This window comes from Rhizobium sp. Root708, assembly GCF_001429725.1.
In the GTDB taxonomy this organism is placed as follows: Bacteria; Pseudomonadota; Alphaproteobacteria; order Rhizobiales; family Rhizobiaceae; genus Rhizobium.
The window spans coordinates 1-19,089 of the sequence record NZ_LMHV01000044.1 but is presented as its reverse complement, the minus strand read 5'-3'; the positions used below and the strand labels follow the sequence as shown (position 1 = coordinate 19,089).

The 19,089-nt window shown below is 56.7% G+C and carries 15 protein-coding genes and 1 pseudogene; 7 read left to right on the top strand and 9 right to left on the bottom strand.

The genetic code is table 11. The features are described 5' to 3' along the window. Window positions 1-17 precede the first annotated feature (17 nt). Complete coding sequence (locus ASE04_RS28320; protein ID WP_082597523.1) at window positions 18-1,517, top strand: aldehyde dehydrogenase family protein; 1,500 nt, start codon at window positions 18-20, stop codon at window positions 1,515-1,517. Window positions 1,518-1,584: 67 nt separating this feature from the next. Here the strand turns inward: ASE04_RS28320 and ASE04_RS28315 are convergent, their stop codons facing one another. The 3 genes from ASE04_RS28315 to ASE04_RS28305 all read right to left on the bottom strand — a co-directional run bounded on the left by ASE04_RS28315 (window position 1,585) and on the right by ASE04_RS28305 (window position 5,144). Next, the gene (locus tag ASE04_RS28315; protein ID WP_056825907.1) at window positions 1,585-2,505 is read right to left on the bottom strand and encodes a LysR family transcriptional regulator; all 921 of its coding nucleotides are present in this window, start codon (window positions 2,503-2,505) and stop codon (window positions 1,585-1,587) included. Window positions 2,506-2,652: 147 nt separating this feature from the next. Beyond that, window positions 2,653-3,708, bottom strand: coding sequence for an aldo/keto reductase (locus ASE04_RS28310; RefSeq protein WP_056825904.1), 1,056 nt, complete (start codon window positions 3,706-3,708; stop codon window positions 2,653-2,655). A 227-nt stretch (window positions 3,709-3,935) separates the two neighbouring features. Then, the gene (locus ASE04_RS28305; RefSeq protein WP_056825899.1) at window positions 3,936-5,144 is read right to left on the bottom strand and encodes a DUF3422 domain-containing protein; all 1,209 of its coding nucleotides are present in this window, start codon (window positions 5,142-5,144) and stop codon (window positions 3,936-3,938) included. Window positions 5,145-5,679: 535 nt separating this feature from the next. On the opposite strand from ASE04_RS28305, the gene ASE04_RS28300 reads away from it, so the two are divergent. The 3 genes from ASE04_RS28300 (at window position 5,680) to ASE04_RS28290 (ending at window position 9,356) form a co-directional block, all read left to right on the top strand. Beyond that, the gene (locus tag ASE04_RS28300; RefSeq protein ID WP_056825896.1) at window positions 5,680-5,865 is read left to right on the top strand and encodes a twin-arginine translocase TatA/TatE family subunit; all 186 of its coding nucleotides are present in this window, start codon (window positions 5,680-5,682) and stop codon (window positions 5,863-5,865) included. A gap of 452 nt (window positions 5,866-6,317) precedes the next feature. Further along, entirely contained in the window at window positions 6,318-7,892 is a 1,575-nt protein-coding gene (locus tag ASE04_RS28295) for a Re/Si-specific NAD(P)(+) transhydrogenase subunit alpha (RefSeq protein WP_056826430.1), read from the top strand. 30 nt (window positions 7,893-7,922) lie between these two features. Then, a complete protein-coding gene (locus ASE04_RS28290; protein ID WP_056825894.1) occupies window positions 7,923-9,356 on the top strand; it encodes an NAD(P)(+) transhydrogenase (Re/Si-specific) subunit beta in 1,434 nt (477 codons plus the stop codon). A gap of 74 nt (window positions 9,357-9,430) precedes the next feature. Here the strand turns inward: ASE04_RS28290 and ASE04_RS28285 are convergent, their stop codons facing one another. The 6 genes from ASE04_RS28285 to bioB are packed head-to-tail and all read right to left on the bottom strand — an operon-like array spanning window position 9,431 to window position 15,111. Next, window positions 9,431-10,048: a carbonic anhydrase gene (locus tag ASE04_RS28285; protein WP_056825891.1), complete on the bottom strand. Its 618-nt coding sequence runs from the start codon at window positions 10,046-10,048 to the stop codon at window positions 9,431-9,433. A gap of 36 nt (window positions 10,049-10,084) precedes the next feature. Continuing rightward, a complete protein-coding gene (locus ASE04_RS28280; protein WP_056825889.1) occupies window positions 10,085-11,071 on the bottom strand; it encodes a beta-ketoacyl-ACP synthase III in 987 nt (328 codons plus the stop codon). Beyond that, a complete protein-coding gene (locus ASE04_RS28275) occupies window positions 11,068-12,339 on the bottom strand; it encodes an adenosylmethionine--8-amino-7-oxononanoate transaminase (protein ID WP_082597521.1) in 1,272 nt (423 codons plus the stop codon). Before ASE04_RS28275 ends, ASE04_RS28280 begins: the two co-directional genes overlap by 4 nt. Then, on the bottom strand, window positions 12,336-12,971 hold the full coding sequence (gene bioD / locus ASE04_RS28270; RefSeq protein WP_056825884.1) for a dethiobiotin synthase: 636 nt from the start codon (window positions 12,969-12,971) through the stop codon (window positions 12,336-12,338). Before bioD ends, ASE04_RS28275 begins: the two co-directional genes overlap by 4 nt. Beyond that, window positions 12,968-14,113, bottom strand: coding sequence for an 8-amino-7-oxononanoate synthase (locus ASE04_RS28265; RefSeq protein ID WP_056825882.1), 1,146 nt, complete (start codon window positions 14,111-14,113; stop codon window positions 12,968-12,970). Before ASE04_RS28265 ends, bioD begins: the two co-directional genes overlap by 4 nt. Beyond that, window positions 14,110-15,111, bottom strand: a complete 1,002-nt coding sequence (gene bioB, locus ASE04_RS28260) for a biotin synthase BioB (protein ID WP_056825880.1) — start codon at window positions 15,109-15,111, stop codon at window positions 14,110-14,112. The genes ASE04_RS28265 and bioB overlap by 4 nt, the downstream gene beginning before the upstream one ends. A 370-nt stretch (window positions 15,112-15,481) precedes the next feature. On the opposite strand from bioB, the gene ASE04_RS30885 reads away from it, so the two are divergent. The 3 genes and pseudogenes from ASE04_RS30885 to ASE04_RS28250 form a co-directional block, all read left to right on the top strand. Continuing rightward, complete coding sequence (locus ASE04_RS30885; protein ID WP_156408907.1) at window positions 15,482-15,628, top strand: hypothetical protein; 147 nt, start codon at window positions 15,482-15,484, stop codon at window positions 15,626-15,628. Between the two features lie 375 nt (window positions 15,629-16,003). Next, window positions 16,004-18,253: a methyl-accepting chemotaxis protein gene (locus ASE04_RS28255; RefSeq protein ID WP_056825878.1), complete on the top strand. Its 2,250-nt coding sequence runs from the start codon at window positions 16,004-16,006 to the stop codon at window positions 18,251-18,253. Between the two features lie 304 nt (window positions 18,254-18,557). Further along, a pseudogene (locus ASE04_RS28250) lies at window positions 18,558-18,992 on the top strand (DUF4158 domain-containing protein); the annotation flags it as partial. Window positions 18,993-19,089 lie beyond the last annotated feature (97 nt).

Here is a 19,089-nt window from a genome sequence, read left to right as displayed (position 1 = left end):
AAGCCGAGGAACGAGCGATGAGCCAATCGACAACCCGCACCCCACTTTCTGCCGCAACAACCAAGTTCCTGGCGCAGGACCGGTTTCTTCACCTGATCAATGGCAAGGACACGCCGTCGCTATCGGGAAAGACTTTCGAGACCTATGACCCATCATCGGGCCATGTCCTCGCACGATTGTCGCAAGGCGATGAAAGCGACGTCAATGCAGCCGTGGCGGCTGCGCGCGCGGCATTCGAAGGCAGCTGGCGGCTATGGACGCCCTACGAGCGCCAGACTTTGCTCCACCGGATCCACGATGTGATCGACGCCAATTTCGAGGAGCTTGCCCAGATCGAAACCATGGACATGGGTGCGCCGTTGTCGCGCACCTTGGGCTTTAAATCCTTCGTTTTGCGAGTCATCGCCTTTTTTGCTTCGCAGTGCGGCTCAGTTTCGGGTGAAACGCTGCCCAACAGCCTGCCGGGGGCGGTTCACTCGATGACCTTGAAAGCGCCAGTTGGCGTGATCGGCGGCATTATCCCTTGGAACGGACCACTTGGCAGCCAGTGGTGGATTATCGGCGCGGTGCTTGCAAGCGGCTGCACGGCTGTGCTCAAGCCCGCAGAAGACGCATCACTTTCGGTCCTGCGCACCGTTGCGTTGTTGCATGAAGCGGGAATGCCCGAGGGTGTTATCAGTGTCGTGACAGGACATGGCAGCGTCGCCGGGGCTGCGCTCGCCGCACACGCAGGCGTCGACAGAATAGCGTTCACGGGATCTACGGTCACCGGACGCAAGATCATCGAAGCATCGGCAGTCAACATCAAAAGGCTGCAGCTTGAACTCGGCGGCAAGTCGCCCGATATTGTGTTTGCCGATGCCGATCTCGACAAGGCCGTTCCGAGCGCAGCCATGGCCGTTTTTGCAAATTCCGGCCAGGTTTGCTACGCGGGAACGCGCGTCTTCGTGCAACGGTCGATCGTGCCGGAGTTCTGCGAACGCCTCACCGCCTTTACCAAGACGATCCGTGTCGGACACGGTCTTGACCCCAGCGCTCAGCTGGGCCCGTTGATCTCGGCTAAACAGCTCGATCGCGTCATGTCGTACATCAAGCTCGGATCTGAAGAGGGCGCGCAGCTTGTCTATGGCGGAGATCGACCGGGTGGTGATCTGTCTGAAGGCTTTTTCGTAAAGCCAGCGATCTTTTCCAATGTCGATAACGGTATGAGGATTGCCCAGGAAGAGATTTTTGGTCCGGTCCTGTCGGTCATTCCGTTCGATACCCAAGACCAGGCGATCAGCCTCGCGAACCAGACGGAATACGGACTAGGCGGAGCTGTCTGGTCGCGCGACATCTCGACCGCACTCAATGTCGTCCGTCACATCTATACTGGCGTCATGTGGGTGAACTGCTATGGGCTTGTCGACCCTCTGGTGGGCTTCGGAGGGACGAAGCACAGCGGCTACGGCGCCAAGGGTGGCAAGGCTCACCTTGACACATATTTGTACACGAAGACGGTCTATATCGACACCTGACGCTACAATCGGCAGCTCTTCCTAGCGATGACGCCAGCGCTCCGGACGCTTGTCCGGAGCCTTCCATTCAATGCCTCAGACCCCGAGCCTTCCTGTCAAGAAGAACACCCACTTCGGCGACGGTTTCGATGAACTTGCGGCGGGCCACGTCCAGGAATGAGCGTTCGCGGAAGAATACGGCGATGTCCCGGCTCATGATCCTTGAGGTAATCGGCAGAGCAACGAGCTTGCCGCTCGCAAGTTCCTCGTTGACGACATGCTCCGGAAGCATTCCGAGGTGATCGGAGTTTTGGATCACCGTTTTCATGAAATTCACGGAGTTGCATTCGGTCATTTGCGTCGGGACATCGACCTGCTCATCGGACGTGACCTGCTCGACGGGAGAGATATTGCGGCCGACCAGATGCGTGACCCACGGATATTGCATGAGCTCAAACCAGGCAATGTTGCCCGTCCGAGCTGGATGGTCCGATCTGCAAAGGACAACAAGACGGTCCCTGAACAAGACGCGCTGCTTGATACCTTCGATATTGTCGAAACAACCCGTCTGCGCGATAATGAAGTCAAGTTCCGATCGCTGCAAACCAACCAGTAATTCCGGATGGGCGTTCTCAAAGATCCTGAGCGGAAGATGAGGGTAGTCCAGGCGCCACTTGCAGACGGCGTTTGGAACGACATGGGCGACAAGGCTGACAATCGCGCCGACAGTCAAGCGGTCCGCCGTGCCTTGCGATTGAGCGCGTATCTGCTTTTCCGCAACATCGATTTCGTCCTGGATGAACCAGGCTCTGGAATAGAGCATTTCGCCAGCGGAGGTTGGAACAACCCCCATTGGACCGCGCTCCAGAAGCTTGACGCCAAGCGAGGCTTCCAGCCGATCCATCGACGAACAAAGCGCTGGCTGGGAAACCTGCAGCTCCTTTGCTGCTTTTCTGAAGCTTCCGTGGTCAACGACAGATTTCATGTACAGAAGTTTTCTGGGATCCATTGTGTTTCTCCTCCGTCACACAATGAGGCAGTCACATGTTATTCGATTCCGTAATCAGGTATTGTGCGCGCTCGCTTCTGTTAAAGTTTCAGAGCTTGGGTTCCGGCCAGCCTCAGCAGGGGCTGACCGGCTTCATATCATCGTTGATCAATTGCCCAGATGCGGCCTGATGAGAGAGAGATCGGCCTCACTGAGGCGGTCTTGGGCATTCAGCTGGTGCCAGTAGGGATAAATGAGAGGCGGCTGGCTGACGCGGTCCAGCCGAGCCCGTTCTTCATCGGAGAGTTTCAAATCAGCCGCCGCGAGATTGTCGACAAACTGCGCCTCAGTTCTGCCGCCGACGATCAGCGACGTGACACCGGTGCGTCCAAGCGTCCAGGCGAGGGCAACTTGCGCTGCTGAGACGCCCCGGCTTTCGCCAATCGCGACAAGTTCATCGACGATGTTCCAGAGGCGGTTTTCATCGCGGATCGGCGGTTCCGTCCACCCGGCGAACTGTCTGGTGTTTTCAGGCGTCGCTTGATTGCGCCGATGCTTGCCCGACAGCAAACCACCGGCAATCGGTGCCCACACGAGCACACCCAGTCCCTGGTCGATACTGATGGGGATGAGTTCGTACTCGGCGTCGCGCGACTCCAGCGTGTAGTGGATCTGCTGGCTAACGAACCGTGCGCGCATCTCGCGCTCGCTGATCCCTAGGGCCTTCATGATGTGCCAGCCTGAGAAATTGGAGCAGCCCACATATCGTACCTTGCCCTGACGCACGAGCGTGTCCAATGCTTCCATAGTCTCTTCGAGAGGCGTCAGTCCATCACGTTCATGCAACTGGTAAAGGTCGATGACATCGGTCTTCAGGCGCTTTAAGCTGGCTTCGCAGGCGTTGATAAGATGGTAGCGTGAAGCACCGCTATCATTGGGACTTGCGCCCATCTGGAAGCGCGCCTTCGTGGCGATGAGCAAACCGTTCCTGCGGGGGCCGCCGATGATTTCGCCCAGGATCTCCTCGCATCGGCCATCAGAGTATATGTCAGCCGTGTCGATCAGGTTGACGCCTTTATCGACACAAAGATCGACAAGCCGGCGCGCCTCATTCACTTCGAGCTCGCCCGTCATCTTCGCCCAGTTCTTGCCGCCGATCGTCATGGTGCCCATGGTGATCGTCGAGACTTTCAATCCCGTATTACCCAGCAGTCGGTATTCCATTATGTCCTCCCAATAATCTATGATCGTTTTATCACTTGGGCGTATCGCCCTGGATTGCCGCTCCACTGTGTCTGGCTGTTTCCGGTGCACAGAGGGTTTCAATTGTTAATTAGTCTCTTATTATGAGATCTAGTTTGTCAAGTGGGATCTCGGAAGATGTGTTGCCGACAACCCCATAACATGCTGTTTGCCAGCGAGAGCGGGTGCGCCTTACGTAGTTGAACAGGTCATGGCTCGGTCTTCAAAGCGTGCTTGACGCGCAGCACCGCGAGGCACACGCCGAAAATCACGATCGGAATTGACACCAACATGATCAGCGGGCTGACGTGCTGCCCTGCAAGCTCCAGCGTTTCGGCAACCTCCTTGATGAGATTGAGCAGGTAGTAACTGATGGCAATGATCGAAAAACCCTCGACCGCCCTTTGAATCTTAAGCTGCGTCGCCGCGCGGTTTGCCATCACCTGGATTTGCGTCGCGTTCTGATACTCGATTTCCACCTGAATGCGGGTTTGGAGCAGATCTAGAAGGTGCATCGTCGCGTGGGAAAGCTGTTCAAGACGCAAGGACGTAGCGGCGCAGGTTCGCATCGCCGGCTTGAATCGGCGGGTTATAAAGATCCCATAGCGTTGAAAACCAGGAACGTGATGCTCACGCAGTTCCGCGATGCGCTCATCGACAATCTGCGCATACGCGGCGGTGGCCCCGAACCGGTTTCTCGTTTCAGCCGTCGATGAGATGACCTGCGCCGACAAAAGCGAGATATCTTCCAGCAATGATTTATGTTCCAGGGCGCCGGTCTTAAGGTTTCGGCTGGTCAACGCGACCAGGCGAGCATCGAACTCCGCTAGGCTTGCCGACACACGCTTTGCATCGGAAAGTCCGAGCAACGCCATCGCTCTGTAGGTCTCTATCTCGTACAGGCGTCTGACCATTCGCCCGAGGCGATAGGGATTGAGGTCCTTGTTGAAAACGACGATGCGGCTCGTTTCGTCCGATCGGACGCGAAAGTCCGAGCAGACTTGAGCAGCGCCTCCGCCGACATAAGAGGCTGCGGTGTCACCGAAATCGAGTTCGCGCAGCAGCGGTCCTAGTTCGTCACGTGCCGGTCCGGTGACAAAAATCGCGATGCGGCAAATCAGGCGACCATCTTGTAATCCCGCAAGATCGGCAAGCTCGGTATTTGTCGCCAGGCTTTGCGGCCAACGCTGAGCATCACTGGATATCGGAGAAACACGCGTGACCGTGGTAAATTCGGTATGATGCTCGATCTGGGTCCTGACATCGGACGTATCTGCTTCAACGACCACGGACGGCGAATGCCGTTGCGAGGCAAGGGCGAGCGGGAGCGGCAGCAAAGCTACGTGTTCAACCAAGCTCGGCCCCTCGAAGTAAATCGACGGACGGGCATGCAGTTCGGAATTGAAGTCGATACCCACGGGCTACCTTTTTGTGCGAGAACGCATCATGCCCCTTATCGATTGCTTCAGGTTTTTTCCAGCCGCCTCAAGGCTCAGCAGGGTTGTTCGCAACCGGTCGCTTTGCCGCAGTGGGCTACAATGGTCGAAGATCAAAGATCTGCTCTTTAACGAAAACCAGCGTTTAGCTCGATCTGCAGCGCCAAGATCGACAATATTCATGAGCAAAACTTATGACGTCATGCAACGCCGTGCATCAATCGCGCCCTTACATGCAACGCTCCATAAAGCGTTAGGAGATCCCAGTCGTCACGCACTGCACGGTGAGGCTCGAAAGAGCTGGCTTCGCGAACTCCTACCGCTCTGAACCACTGAAAAGCGTTTCGAAGAACTACAGCAAACGCTGAGCAGGCTTTCAAGCCGTCAATTCATTGATGAACACTGCTCATGACGGCAAGCAGAAAACAGTTATAGTTCCAACGCCTATCCAACGCTAAAAGGTTCGCTTGCTCTGCTCTTGAGCGTGAGCGCGAGTTCAAGATTGAATGGAGTAAGAATGGGTTCTCTAAGCTTGTGGCACTGGCTGATCGTCCTTGTTGTCGTGCTGATGTTCTTCGGGCGCGGTAAGATCCCGGAACTCATGGGCGATCTTGCCGGAGGGATTAAGAACTTCAAGAAAGGCATCGCTGAGGGTGATGACACGCCTCAGCTCTCGAACGATCAGCAGGACAAAACCAGATAGTTTCCTCTGAGCTTCACGTCGCCAATCTCGCGACAATAGAAACGTGGCGTCGGAACCTAGCTGTCCATTTTCCGACGAGGGCGTTCTCATAGGCGAAAACGATATTTCTCTATTGTGAGCCATCTGCAGCATGCAGGACAGACTGCAGGCCGGTAGCGAGCGCCTGCTGCAGCAGATCCCCGTATAAATTCCGCTTTAACATCTGTGCGAAGCCTTTCGCTGTCCGGCCGCGATCACGCAAACCGGCTGTGAAAGCTCAATGCTATGACAGCTCTGCAAGCCATTGAAAATAAAATCGATTTAGATAATTTCCAAAATCGGTTTCGAGCCGAATAACACGCCTTGCTGTACTGGACAGCGGCTTTGAAGTCTGCTTGTGAGGTCCCCGCATTTGATGTCGGAACGGTCGCATCGCATCGCGACCGGATGCGCAGGAGGGGAACTCGATGACGATGAAGATTGGAAGCTGTAGAGAAGTCCATCGGGATGAAGCGCGGGTGGCACTTACCCCTGACAGCGCTATCGAGCTACAGAAACTTGGATATGATTGTTCGATCGAAACCGGTGCTGGTCTGGCCGCAGGATTTGCAGATGACGCGTACCGCGCGGCAGGCGTTGAGGTCCTGTCGTCAGCGTCAGAGGTTTGGTCCTCCTGTGATGTCATGGTGAAGGTGCGCCCACCCCAGCCGTCCGAAGCTGAGCAGTTGAGGCCTGGCAGGACGCTGATCTCATTCTTCTACCCCGGCCAGAACACCGCCCTGCTCGAGCAGGCGAAGGCGACAGGTGCCAACGTCATCGCCATGGACATGGTGCCGCGCATTTCGCGCGCCCAGAAGATGGACGCTCTGTCGTCCATGGCGAACATCGCCGGTTACCGCGCCGTCATCGAAGCCGGCAACAATTTCGGCCGCTTCTTCACCGGCCAGGTCACTGCCGCCGGCAAGGTTCCGCCGGCCAAGGTGCTGGTCATCGGCGCCGGTGTCGCCGGCCTTGCCGCTATCGGCACCGCCACCTCGCTCGGTGCCATCACCTATGCCTTCGACGTTCGCCCCGAGGTGGCCGAGCAGATCGAAAGCATGGGCGCCCAGTTTGTCTTTCTCGATTTTGACGAGAGCCAGCAGGATGGCGCCGCCACCGGCGGCTATGCAGCACCCTCCTCGCCGGAGTTCCGCGAGAAGCAGCTGGAGAAGTTCCGCGAACTGGCTCTCAAGATCGACATCGTCATCACCACCGCGCTGATCCCCGGCCGCGACGCGCCGAAGCTGTGGCTGGCCGATATGGTCACCGCCATGAAGCCGGGTTCCGTCATCATCGATCTCGCGGCGGAGCGTGGCGGCAACTGTGACCTCACGGTCGCCGATCAGCGCATCGTCTCCGACAATGGCGTGATCGTTATCGGCTATACCGATTTCCCGAGCCGCATGGCCGCGCAGTCCTCGACGCTCTACGCCACCAACATTCGCCACATGATGACGGACCTGACGCCGGCCAAGGATGGCAAGCTCGCCCACAACATGGAAGACGACGTCATCCGCGGCGCCACGGTCGCCTTCGAGGGCGCCATCACTTACCCCCCGCCGCCGCCGAAGATCCAGGCGATCGCCGCCCAGAAGCCAAAGGAGAAGGCCAACGAGCCGACGCCTGCGGAAAAGCGTGTACGCGAAGCCGCGGCCTTCAAGGCGCAGACCAAGAGCCAGGGCTTCCTACTTCTGATCGGCACCGCGCTGCTGCTTTTGGTCGGCGCTTACGCCCCGGCAAGCTTCATGAACCATTTCGTGGTGTTCATGCTCGCCTGTTTCATCGGCTTCCAGGTGATCTGGAACGTCTCGCACTCGCTGCATACGCCGCTGATGGCGGTGACAAACGCGATCTCGGGCATCGTCATTCTCGGCGCGCTGCTGCAGATCGGTTCAGGCAACTGGCTGGTCGTCATTCTGGCCGCGCTGTCGGTTCTGGTCGCGACGATCAACATCGTGGGCGGCTTTCTTGTCACGCGGCGCATGCTCGCCATGTTCCAGAAGTCCTGATCGGGCCAAAGATATCAAGGGATTTTCAATATGACGATTGGTATCGTTTCGGCCGCCTACATCTCCGCGGCTGTGCTTTTCATACTGTCGCTGGGCGGTCTCTCCGGTCAGGAAAGCGCCAAGCGCGCCGCTTGGTACGGCATTGTCGGCATGGCGCTCGCCATTGTCGCGACCATCTTCGGCCCCGGCGTGGGTAACTGGGTCATCATTCTTCCGATGATCCTGGCCGGCTCCATCGCCGGCTACTACGTGGCCAACCGCGTGCAGATGGCGGAGATGCCGCAGTTGGTGGCCGCACTCCACTCCTTCGTCGGTCTCGCGGCCGTCTTCATCGGCTTCAACGCCCATATCGAGGCATGGCGCATTGCCGGCATGGACGAGGCGGCGCGCGCAGCACTTGACGGGTTCGCCGGCATTCTCGCCCATAAGACGCCGGTCGAGGTCGCCATCATGAAGTCCGAGGTGTTCCTCGGCGTCTTCATCGGCGCCATCACCTTCACCGGCTCGATCGTCGCCTTCGGCAAGCTCGCCGGCAAGATCGATGGCAAGGCGAAGAAGCTGCCAGGCGGGCATTTCCTGAATGCGGCTGCTACGATCCTGTCGCTGATCCTGCTCCTCATGTATGTGAACGGCGATGGCGTCTGGACGCTGATCCTGATGACGTTGCTCGCCTTCTTCATCGGCTACCATCTGATCACGGGCATTGGCGGCGCCGACATGCCGGTCGTGGTCTCGATGCTGAACAGCTATTCCGGCTGGGCGGCCGCCGCCATCGGCTTCACGCTCGGCAACGATCTCCTGATCGTCACCGGCGCGCTGGTCGGCTCATCAGGTGCGATCCTCTCCTACATCATGTGCAAGGCAATGAACCGCTCCTTCGTGTCCGTCATCCTCGGCGGCTTCGGCGGCACCACCGGCCCTGCCATGGAAATCGAAGGCGAGCAGATCGCCATCGACGCCGAGGGCGTGGCGTCCGCGCTCAACGATGCCGACAGCGTCGTCATCGTGCCGGGCTACGGCATGGCGGTGGCACAGGCGCAGCAGGCCGTTTCCGAGTTGACACGCAAGCTGCGCGCCGCCGGCAAGACCGTCCGCTTCGCGATCCACCCGGTTGCCGGCCGCCTGCCCGGTCACATGAACGTGCTGCTCGCCGAAGCCAAGGTGCCTTACGACATCGTGCTTGAGATGGACGAGATCAACGAGGATTTTCACGAAACAGATGTCGTCATCGTCATCGGCTCCAACGACATCGTCAATCCTGCTGCAATGGAAGACCCGAACTCTCCAATCGCGGGCATGCCGGTTCTGGAAGTCTGGAAGGCCAAGCAGGTGTTCGTGTCCAAGCGCGGCCAGGGCACCGGCTATTCCGGTATCGAGAACCCGCTGTTCTACAAGGAGAACACGAGGATGTTGTTCGGTGATGCCAAGAAAATGATGGGCGAGTTGCTCCCTCAAATTGCCTAGAAAACGGCAACGACACGGCTGGTTTCACAGCCGTGTCGTTGCCCGATCACGAATTTGCTCAAAGGTTGTTCCCGTTAAAGCTCGTTTTCAGTCTGCTCTGCGCAGCCGCTTACCGTGCAGTTGAGATCCGACAGGATCCCGTCTTTGATGCCGTAGATCCAGCCGTGTATCGCCACTTGTCGGCCGCTGCGCCAGGCAGTTTGCATCGTCGGAGTGCGTGCCAGACGTTCGACCTGAGCGACGACTGATGTTTCGCAGAGCCTGTCGATTTCGGGCTCACTCCATTTTCCACATTCCCGACATCCGAAATGGCGGTCCGCAGTGTCCCGGATTGGCTGAAGCCAGTGATCGATAAGTCCGAGGGTCTGGCCGCCGACGGCGGCGCGCACCCCACCGCAGCCATAATGCCCGCAGACTATAATATGCTTCACATTGAGTTCGCGGACGGCAAACTCCAGAACTGAAAGCATGTTGAAGTCGGTGTGATGAATAAGGTTGGCGACGTTTCTATGGACAAATACCTCGCCTGGCTGAAGGCCGGTAATGACGTTAGCCGGTACGCGACTGTCCGAACAGCCGATCCATAGATATTCAGGTTGCTGAAGTTTTGAGAGCCTCTCGAAATAATCCGGTCTTTCAGCCGTGCGCTCGGCAGACCAGGCTCGATTATTGTCGAAAAGATCAGCGATCATGTAAGCTCTCCAGCAAAGTCTGTTGGTACCTTCTGTTCAGGCGTCAAAGAGGATGGCGCCGCCACTGAAACCGGCACCCGCGGCCGTCATCAGCAGCCGTTCTCCTCGGACGATCGGTTTCGTTCGGTGTTGCACCGACAGAGACAGAGGAATGGTGGCAGCAGAGGAATTGCCGAAGTCGGCGATCGTGCTGACAGTGCGGTCCTCGTCCACCCCAAGATTATGACGGACGGCGTCACATAGACGTGTGTTCGCCTGATGCGGAATGAACCGCGCGACATCCATGAAGTTGGCTGAAGCCTGCGCGACGACCTGACGGGATGTCTCTGTCATTACTTTTACAGCCCGCGTAAAGACCTCACGACCATCCCTGAGCCGCATCAAGGTCTGCTCGCTCGATGTTTGGCTAGAGAAGGGATGACTGCTGCCGCCTGCGGAAATCGAAATCAGGTCATAGCCGCTGCCATCGCTTGTGAGGCTGGCGGCCCTTAGGCCACTCGTTGCGTCCTCGCAAGGTGTCAGGATAACGGCACCGGCGGCGTCTGCGAACAGAACGGCACTTGCACGTTCCGCAAGATTGATCCGGCGACTGAGAATGTTTGCTGCCACGACCAACACGGGACGACCCTGCGCCCGCACGAAGCCATCGGCAAGCGACAGCGCATAGAGGAATCCGGAGCACGCTCCGGCAAGGTCGACCGCGCCGGAACTGGCCAGTCCAAGCTTATGTGCGAGCAGGGGGGCGGATGGAGGAAGCAAATGGTCAGGCGTAGAGGTTGCAAGAAGCGTAAGGGCGATATCATCTGCCGGCATCGCCGCATCGTCGAGCGCCATCTTGCCTGCCTTGGCGGCAAGTCCCGTCAACGTGTCACCATTTTCAGCCCAATGACGTTGCTTGATTCCGGTCCTCCTCTCAATCCAGCCTTCCTCAAGACCGAGAACCTGCTCGATCTCGGCATTGACAACAATCCGCCCAGGAACCGCATGGCCAAAACCGACCAGTCGAGACGATACCGGCGTCATGGCGCTCTTTCCCTTATAATCTCCGACGCCACTTCATCGATCGCGTCATAGGCGAGAGCAAGCTCCGCTGCTGTCGTGCAATAGGGCGGCATCAAGTAAATGACGTTTCCAAGGGGGCGTATGAGGAGGCCGCGCTCGCGAAAAAGCTTGCGCATCCGAGGTCCGACCTCTGCCAAGTAGCCCCCCGAAGAGACATTCAGGTCAAGCGCCGCGATTGTTCCGCATTGCCTGACATTTGCAAACCTCGTATCGCCTTCGAACCGCCGCAGGTGATGCGTGTGCATGTCAGACAGCGCGGCCAGCCTTGCTCTGACCGGCTCGTCGTTCCAGACGGAGAGGTTGGCCACTGCTGCGGCGCACGCGATTGGATTTGCCGTATAGGAACTGGAGTGAAAAAACGTCTTCCGTCGATCCTGCGACAAGTGCGCCTCGAACACGTCTTCGGTACAAAGGGTTGCGGCAAGAGGAAGGGACCCGCCTGTCAGGCCCTTCGACGTGCAGAGAATGTCAGGCTTTACGTCTGCCTGCTCACACGCAAACAGGGTCCCTGTTCGTCCCCACCCTGTCATCACTTCGTCGGCAATAAAAAGGCAGCCATATCGGCGCGCTATCGCCCGCAGTTCATGCAGGATTGAAGGCGAATAGGGTTTCATCCCACCCGCCCCGACAATCAAGGGCTCTATGAGGATGGCCGCAATTTTTCCGGAGCGGCAGCTTGCTTCGAAGGCGTCGAGGCTGATCTGCTCGTGTTCTGCCTCCGGGAAGGGTATCCGCTCAACACCGAAAAGCAGAGGCTCGAAGGGCGCGTTGAAGATCCCCCGCGCTCCGACCGACATGGCGCCGATCGTGTCACCGTGATAGGCGTCTTCCATCACGACGATCCGATTGCGTTTGATATCGCGATTATGGAATGTTCCAAGCGCCATCTTGATTGCGACCTCGACCGCGGTGGAACCGCTGTCGGAGAAGAACACGTGCTGCAGTCCGCGCGGTGAGAGATCAATCAATCCCGCCGCAAGCGCCTCGGCAGGTTCGTGGGTAAATTCAGCGAAAATGACCTGATCAAAATGATCGCTCGCCTTGCGAATCGAGTTCATGATCGCTGGATGACGATGACCGTGGGTAATGACCCACCAGGATGAGATGGCATCGAAGATGCGTCGGCCGTCTTCGTCGAAGAGGAAAGCCCCTTCTGTTTTCAGGACCCTCCTCATCGGGGCTTCGAGAGCGTGTTGGGTGAACGGGTGCCAGACCCTAGAAGATCTCAACAATATCCTCCCGTGAATGAACCGACATCGAAGCTGTCTTGGAAGGATCTGCGCAACGTCTCACCGGTCAGATGTTCCAGCCAGGGGAGGCGGCCCAAAACCGGCACCTGGCCGAACGTCGCGATCGTTGTTTGGGTATCGGTGTTTTCAGGACCGATAAACGCCACGCCTAAAAGTGGGATGTTTCGCCTGCGAGCCGCCTCGATCGAAAGCAGCGTGTGATTAATTGTGCCCAACGCGGTACGGGCGCAAAGGATCATCGGCAAATGCCATTCCGCAAACACATCCGCGAAAAGCACCGATGAATTGAGAGGAACAAGCAGGCCACCCGCACCTTCGATCACCAGTGACCCGTCGCAGACCGGCGGCACCAAACGCGATGGATCGATAATCAGACCCTCTTGACGTGCGGCAAGGTGAGGGGAAGCGGGTAGCGACAGACGATAAGCTTCCTGCAAGATATTTGCAGACGGCAAACCGCTCAGTTCTGCAACAGCTTCACTGTCCGTAAGTCCTTCACGACCTGATTGCACAGGTTTCCAGTACCGCGCGTTCAAAGCTCCAGCCAACGCGGCCGCGAATACCGTTTTGCCGATCCCGGTGTCTGTTCCGGAGACGAGAAGCCGTGTCATCTTGAAACCTTCAAAACATCTGCCAGGCAACCGAGCATGGCGTTGACCTGGCTCACCGCGACATGAAGGGTTATCGACAGACGTAGACGTGATGTCCCTTCGGGAACCGTTGGCGGGCGGATGGCGCGAACATCGAAGCCGTTCGACTGAAGTTCTCTTGCAATTTTGACCGTGCGCGCGCTGTCGCCGATGATTATCGGCTGGACCTGCGATCCGCTTGGCGCAATGCCGAGATGGGCGGCCAACAAGTCTCCCACCTCGCCAATCAGACGATGCAGAGCTTTTTGGCGCAATGGCTCGTCGTCGATGATTTTCAACGCCTCACGAACGGCGCATGCAAGGAGAGGGGAGGGCGCTGTGGAATAGATGAACGACCTTGCCCTGTTGATCATGTAGTCGACCAGAACAGCCGGCGACGACAGGATCGCGCCTGAGACGCCGAGCGCTTTGCCGCACGTATGGAGCACCAGGACATTTTCCTTTCCCTCCAGGCCGCAGGCGAGGCCGCGCCCGCCTTTGCCAAACACCCCTGTCGCATGAGCCTCATCCACGACGAGAAAGCCATCGTGATGGTCAGCCAGCGTTGCGAGCTCCTCAACCGCCCCTCTGTCACCGTCCATAGAAAAGATGCTCTCGGTGGCAATCCATGGACGACCTTTTCCCCCACGACGGCGCCAATCTTTGATCGCGTCGTCGAAGGCCGTGACATCGTTATGGCGCACGCCGTGGCTTTCGGATTTACTGGCGCTGATGCCATCAAGTGCGCTCGCATGCAGAAGCGCATCATAGACGATCAGGTCTTCTCGACGTGGCAGAGTCGAAAACAAGGCGGAATTTGCAACATAGCCACTCGCGAAGAAGAGGGCGCGTTCCGCACCGAAAAATTTTGCGGCCTCCAGTTCCAAGGCTTCGTGTTCCGGGTGGTTCCCGCGCAGGAGCCGCGAACCGCCGGAGCCCATGGGTACACCCCTTTGAAGCGCGTGCGCAATTGCGAGCCTTATCCGGGCGTCATCGGCGAGAGCCAAGAAGTCGTTTGAGGTGAAATCAACGCCTTCCTGACGCGTGAGATACCGTCGTCTTGACTTTCGCTCCAGACCGTCAAGCGTAGCGGCATAGGCCGACAGCAACGAGCCGCCGCTCACCCTCGCGGTTCCACTGTCGCAGGATAGATCCCGAGACGTCGAAACAGCCCGTCGTCATGCGTTTCGTCAGGGTTATCCGCGGTCAACAACGTATCTCCGATAAAGATGGAGTTCGCACCCGCGAAGAAGCAGAGGGCCTGCATCTCATCGCTCATTTGCGTTCGTCCGGCAGAAAGTCGCAGATGGGAGGTCGGCATGAGAACCCGTGCCAGGGCAACGGTTCTTATGAAATCGATAGGGTCGACAGACTTGGCGCTAGCGAGTTTCGTCCCCGGGACGGGAATGAGATGGTTGATTGGCACACTTTCGGGGGCAACTGGCAAGTTTGCGAGTGTCAGCAACATGGAGATACGGTCGGCGACCGTTTCGCCCATGCCCAGGATTCCGCCGGCGCAAACCTTCATCCCTGCAGCTCGAACGCGCTCAAGGGTTTCGAGGCGATCTTCGAAGATCCGCGTCGTGATGATTTCCGGATAGAAATGCTCGGACGTGTCGATATTGTGATTGTAGTAATCGAGGCCAGCCTCCGCCAGGCGACCCGCTTGCTGCTCGCTCAGCATTCCGAGCGTCATGCACGTCTCCAGCCCCAACGCCTTGACGCCTTCCACCATCGCAACCAGGGCGCCCATATCACGATCTTTGGGGCTTCTCCACGCCGCGCCCATGCAATAGCGAGTGGCGCCTGTTTGCTTGGCTTTTCGTGCCTCCGCAACGACGCTTTCACTATCCATCAATTTCGAGGCGATCAAACCGGTCGGTGCGTGGGCGGATTGGCTACAATAGCCACAGTCTTCGGCACAGCCACCCGTCTTGATCGACAGCAGCCGGCTCAACTGAACGGCGTTGGGATCGAAATTCTTCCGGTGCACACTTTGAGCGCGGAAGAGCAGATCATTAAACGGCAGATAATATATCGCCTGCACTTCATCGAAGGTGAAGCGCGGACGCGCTATCGATACATCACTAGTCGCGTGCACGAAAGTTTGCTCCACTGGCATCGATTGATCTCTCCTACGGGCAGTCGTTCACGAGGGCATTTTCGGTCGTCGGACCGTATTTGCTGACGATCGACGAGATAGACGCGTCCCACGCACTTTCGCAATAAGAAAATCTCACAAAATGGCATAAAATCGATTAGTCGCCGCATTGAAGTATTCCTGAACACTCTTTTTGCTGGGAGTTGCGGGTGACGTGATGGGATCGATCGAGCGAAGTGACGTGGAGGATTCACAAATAAGGAGGTCGACAGATGGGCCAATCGGGTAAGTTACGCGGGGCGAACTGAATAAGCTTGCATTCGATCGACAATTCCACTGCGCCTGCTTCAAGGCAAATATTTCGAAGGCGTGGTGATGGGAAAGAAGCTCGTTGAACGATGACAACAATGAGATTTTTCCGCGCGAGATGAACGAGCGCGGCATCAAACGTCCTAACCTGCTGAAAATGCGGGGCGCTGGTATCGCGGGGTTTACCGCGATACCAGCTATGAACAATCATTTGCTGAGGCTCAAGTAGGTCCAACGGCGCAAACAACTTCTACAAAAGCGGCAAGCTCAAGCTAGAACGTCGTAATTTATAAGCGAAGGCAGGAACGGATGGTGTTGCTTTGGTTGAGGATTTGCAAGCGCAGGCTGGAAGAGGACAAGACGCGCTGTCGCACAGCAGGGATTGAGGAGCAAAGAGACGATACTTCCTTGCCGCTAAGACGGGTGCAAGGTTGCCCACCGTACGCTACTTTCTCGTTAATCTCTTATTATGAGATTTAGTAATAGAACAGTGCGCAGGCAAACGCACGCTTATTAAGATTTATTTATTGAGCGTCTACAGACAAACTTCGACACCTGCAGTGACCTTCGTTTTGTTAGCTCCGCGAATTTTGGGGAAACTTTGATGAACGCATCGGCTTACAGGTCAATTCGGACCAAGATTCTCATCGCAATGAGCCTCCTGCTCGCTGCGGTACTGGTTCCAGCAGGAATTTTCCTATGGGCAAGCTCAAAGTCCAACTTGGAAGAGATGACCCATAAAATTATGAGCGAAGAAGCCGCCCAGGCTTCGAACCATGTCAACGCTTTGATTGCAGAGTACAAAGGCTTGACTGAAAGTACAGTCGCTTTACTAGGGATGCAATATCAACAAGGAATGCTCGATCCCATTTCGGTTAGGAATGCGATGCAAGCGCAGATGGATGCATTTCCGGATCGGTACAATGCCTGGTTCCTCTCCTTGCCCGGATCGGAATTTCCCTCGAGTCTTAGCAGCGATGCTCAGAATGCCCCTATCAACAAGGAGGGTTTCGTTTCGATAGCGATCACGCGTGAGGATGATGGCTCTCTAACACAAACTATCTTCGAGCGGGTGAAGACAGCCGACTGGTATCGAGTGCCGGTTGAGACATCGCAGCAGTGGATCTTGACCGAACCGTGGATCTCTCCAATTGCGAGCCATCCGGTTATTATTACCTCCGGACGGGTCATTCTCGTCGATGGGAAAAAAATAGCCCTCCAGGGTTACGACCTGAACTTGACCCACCTCTCTCGGAATATTGCCGAGATGAACCCGATGGGAACAGGAAGGATCGGCCTTCTATCGCAGACGGGTAGCTGGATTGTTAATTCTGACACCTCCCTTCTCACCAAGCCATATGGGGAAGCTGAAGGAAGCGCGGAATTGAAAGCTGCTCTAGCCTCTGGCACTCCGCAATTCGTGAACGGCTACAAATGGTCGGATGGAACTGTGGTGAGGCGAATGTTCTTCCCCTTCAAAATACCCGATTTCAACGTAACTTGGGTCGCAGTAGTGGATGTGCCGATAGCCGCAATCAGCGCGCCAGTCGAGCGACAGCTCGTCGCCATGGCCATCGCATTCGTGGCCGTTCTCGCGCTTGTCTTCATCCTCGGATGGCTCATTAATCGGATGATCGTGAATCCTGTTCGGAAACTTTCCTCGCTCATGAGAAGCCTGGCGGATGGCGACATGCATGTAGATTTCGACGCCAAGATACCACGTGACGAAATTGGCGACATGATGAACGCTGTCCACGTCTTCCGTGAAAATGCCGTAGAACGTCAACGATTGCAGACGGACGCGGAAACAAACCGCAAACTTTCCGACATGCAGCGCATTGATCAAGAAGACCGAAAGGCGAAAGAGGCTCTTGAGCTACAGTTCGCCGTAGACCGCCTAGCAACGGGACTTCTGCAGCTATCGGAAGGCAACTTGTCGTACCGCATAGATGATCAGTTTGTAGAGAGCCTTGTGTCGGCGCGTGATAATTTTAATGTCGCGGCTGACAAGCTGGAGGCTGCTCTCTCTCAAGTCGTCGGCAGTACGACAAACATTGATGTCGGGGCGAGGGAAATTCGCTCCGCGGCCGACAATCTTGCCAAACGCACGGAGCAGCAAGCAGCGGCCGTCGAACAAACTGCGGCAGCACTCGAGGAAGTCACCATAACTGTCAAATTGTCAGCGGAACGCGCTCGAGACGCGGGCGACTTGGTTTCCCATACAAAGCAAAACGCTGAGGACTCTGGAGAAATCGTTTCTACCGCTATTGCAGCAATGGAGCAAATTGAAAAATCATCATCTGAGATTTCATGTATCATTGGAGTCATCGACGAAATTGCCTTTCAAACAAATCTTCTCGCCCTGAACGCTGGCGTCGAGGCCGCCCGCGCAGGGGAAGCCGGAAAGGGATTTGCAGTGGTTGCGCAGGAAGTACGGGATCTGGCACAAAGATCGGCTAAGGCCGCGAAAGAAATCAAGATCTTAATTAACACATCGAACGGGCAGGTCGAGAAGGGGGTGCATCTCGTTAAGGAGACCGGGCGCGCGCTGGAGAACATCGTCCTAGAGGTACAGAAAATTAATCACCATGTCGCCGCAATCGTGGAAACCGCCCAGGAGCAATCATCTGGCCTCCAGCAGATCAATGCTGCCGTCAATCAGATGGATCAGGATACCCAGAAGAACGCGGCAATGGTGGAGGAAACCACGGCGGCCAGCCATGGGTTGGCACACGAGGTAGGTGCATTAAATGCGCTGGTATCTCAATTCAAACTGTCGGAGCACGCCGTCGACCGCGCTCAGCTAATTCCATACCATTTAGCAGAATCGGGTGTGCAGCGCCTTTATGGTTGACAAGCGACACGCCAAATGAGCCGGCGGAAGTTATTCGCTAGGGGCAGACGGCCTGCATTGGTAGGCCACACACGTCGAATGACGAGACCTGAGGTGTCCCAAAGCTGCTGAGGCTTGGGTGGGGTCAGAACAAGAGCAGTCCGAAATCGTACGCTAAGGCCGAACGAAACCGGAACGATGCCTTAGATCGGATGTGCAACATCCGATCTCTGTGGATTGCCATCGACATGCGCCAGTTTTGATTTCTCTGTCCGGCCCGACTCGGCAACGCTTCACTCAGATTGGTCATGAATGGAGTCGGGCGATGGCAAAGCGCAAGCTTCTCAAAGACCAGGATCGCCGGAAGCTTGTCGATATCCCAGTCGACGAGGACAGCTTAATCCTGCACTATTCGTTGTCATTGGCGGATCGCCTGGAGATCGAACTGCGGAGACGTAATCACAATCGGCTCGGCTTTGCCATCCAGCTATGTCTGATGCGATACCCGGGTCGAGTGCTTAGAGCAGAAGAAACTCCGGCTCGCGCCATGTTGAAGTATGTTGCTGACCAGATCGGCGCCGCTCCAGACGAATTTTCCCTCTATGCACGTCGAGAAGAAACCCGTCGGGATCATATGGCGCGGCTAATGGTCTATCTGGATACGAGAAGCGCGACGCTGCAAGATCGCCGCGCCGCGCTATTGGCGGCAATTCAAGCGGCGACCATGTCCGATGACGGGGCTGCGATAGCCAGTTCGATTGGTAATCCCCCCGCAAATTAACGGGCTTCAAAAGTAGAATTTTCTCGGGCTTTATGATCGAGGAGATTTTGATGAAGACGAGCAGATTTAGCGAACC

Coding starts and splice junctions, on each gene's coding strand:
- ASE04_RS28290 (WP_056825894.1), top strand. CDS start 7,923: ATGACGATTGGTATCGTTTCGGCCGCCTACATCTCCGCGGCTGTGCTT.
- ASE04_RS28315 (WP_056825907.1), bottom strand. CDS start 2,505: ATGGATCCCAGAAAACTTCTGTACATGAAATCTGTCGTTGACCACGGA.
- ASE04_RS28310 (WP_056825904.1), bottom strand. CDS start 3,708: ATGGAATACCGACTGCTGGGTAATACGGGATTGAAAGTCTCGACGATC.
- ASE04_RS28320 (WP_082597523.1), top strand. CDS start 18: ATGAGCCAATCGACAACCCGCACCCCACTTTCTGCCGCAACAACCAAG.
- bioB (WP_056825880.1), bottom strand. CDS start 15,111: ATGCCAGTGGAGCAAACTTTCGTGCACGCGACTAGTGATGTATCGATA.
- ASE04_RS28300 (WP_056825896.1), top strand. CDS start 5,680: ATGGGTTCTCTAAGCTTGTGGCACTGGCTGATCGTCCTTGTTGTCGTG.
- ASE04_RS28280 (WP_056825889.1), bottom strand. CDS start 11,071: ATGACGCCGGTATCGTCTCGACTGGTCGGTTTTGGCCATGCGGTTCCT.
- bioD (WP_056825884.1), bottom strand. CDS start 12,971: ATGACACGGCTTCTCGTCTCCGGAACAGACACCGGGATCGGCAAAACG.
- ASE04_RS28255 (WP_056825878.1), top strand. CDS start 16,004: ATGAACGCATCGGCTTACAGGTCAATTCGGACCAAGATTCTCATCGCA.
- ASE04_RS28295 (WP_056826430.1), top strand. CDS start 6,318: ATGAAGATTGGAAGCTGTAGAGAAGTCCATCGGGATGAAGCGCGGGTG.
- ASE04_RS28285 (WP_056825891.1), bottom strand. CDS start 10,048: ATGATCGCTGATCTTTTCGACAATAATCGAGCCTGGTCTGCCGAGCGC.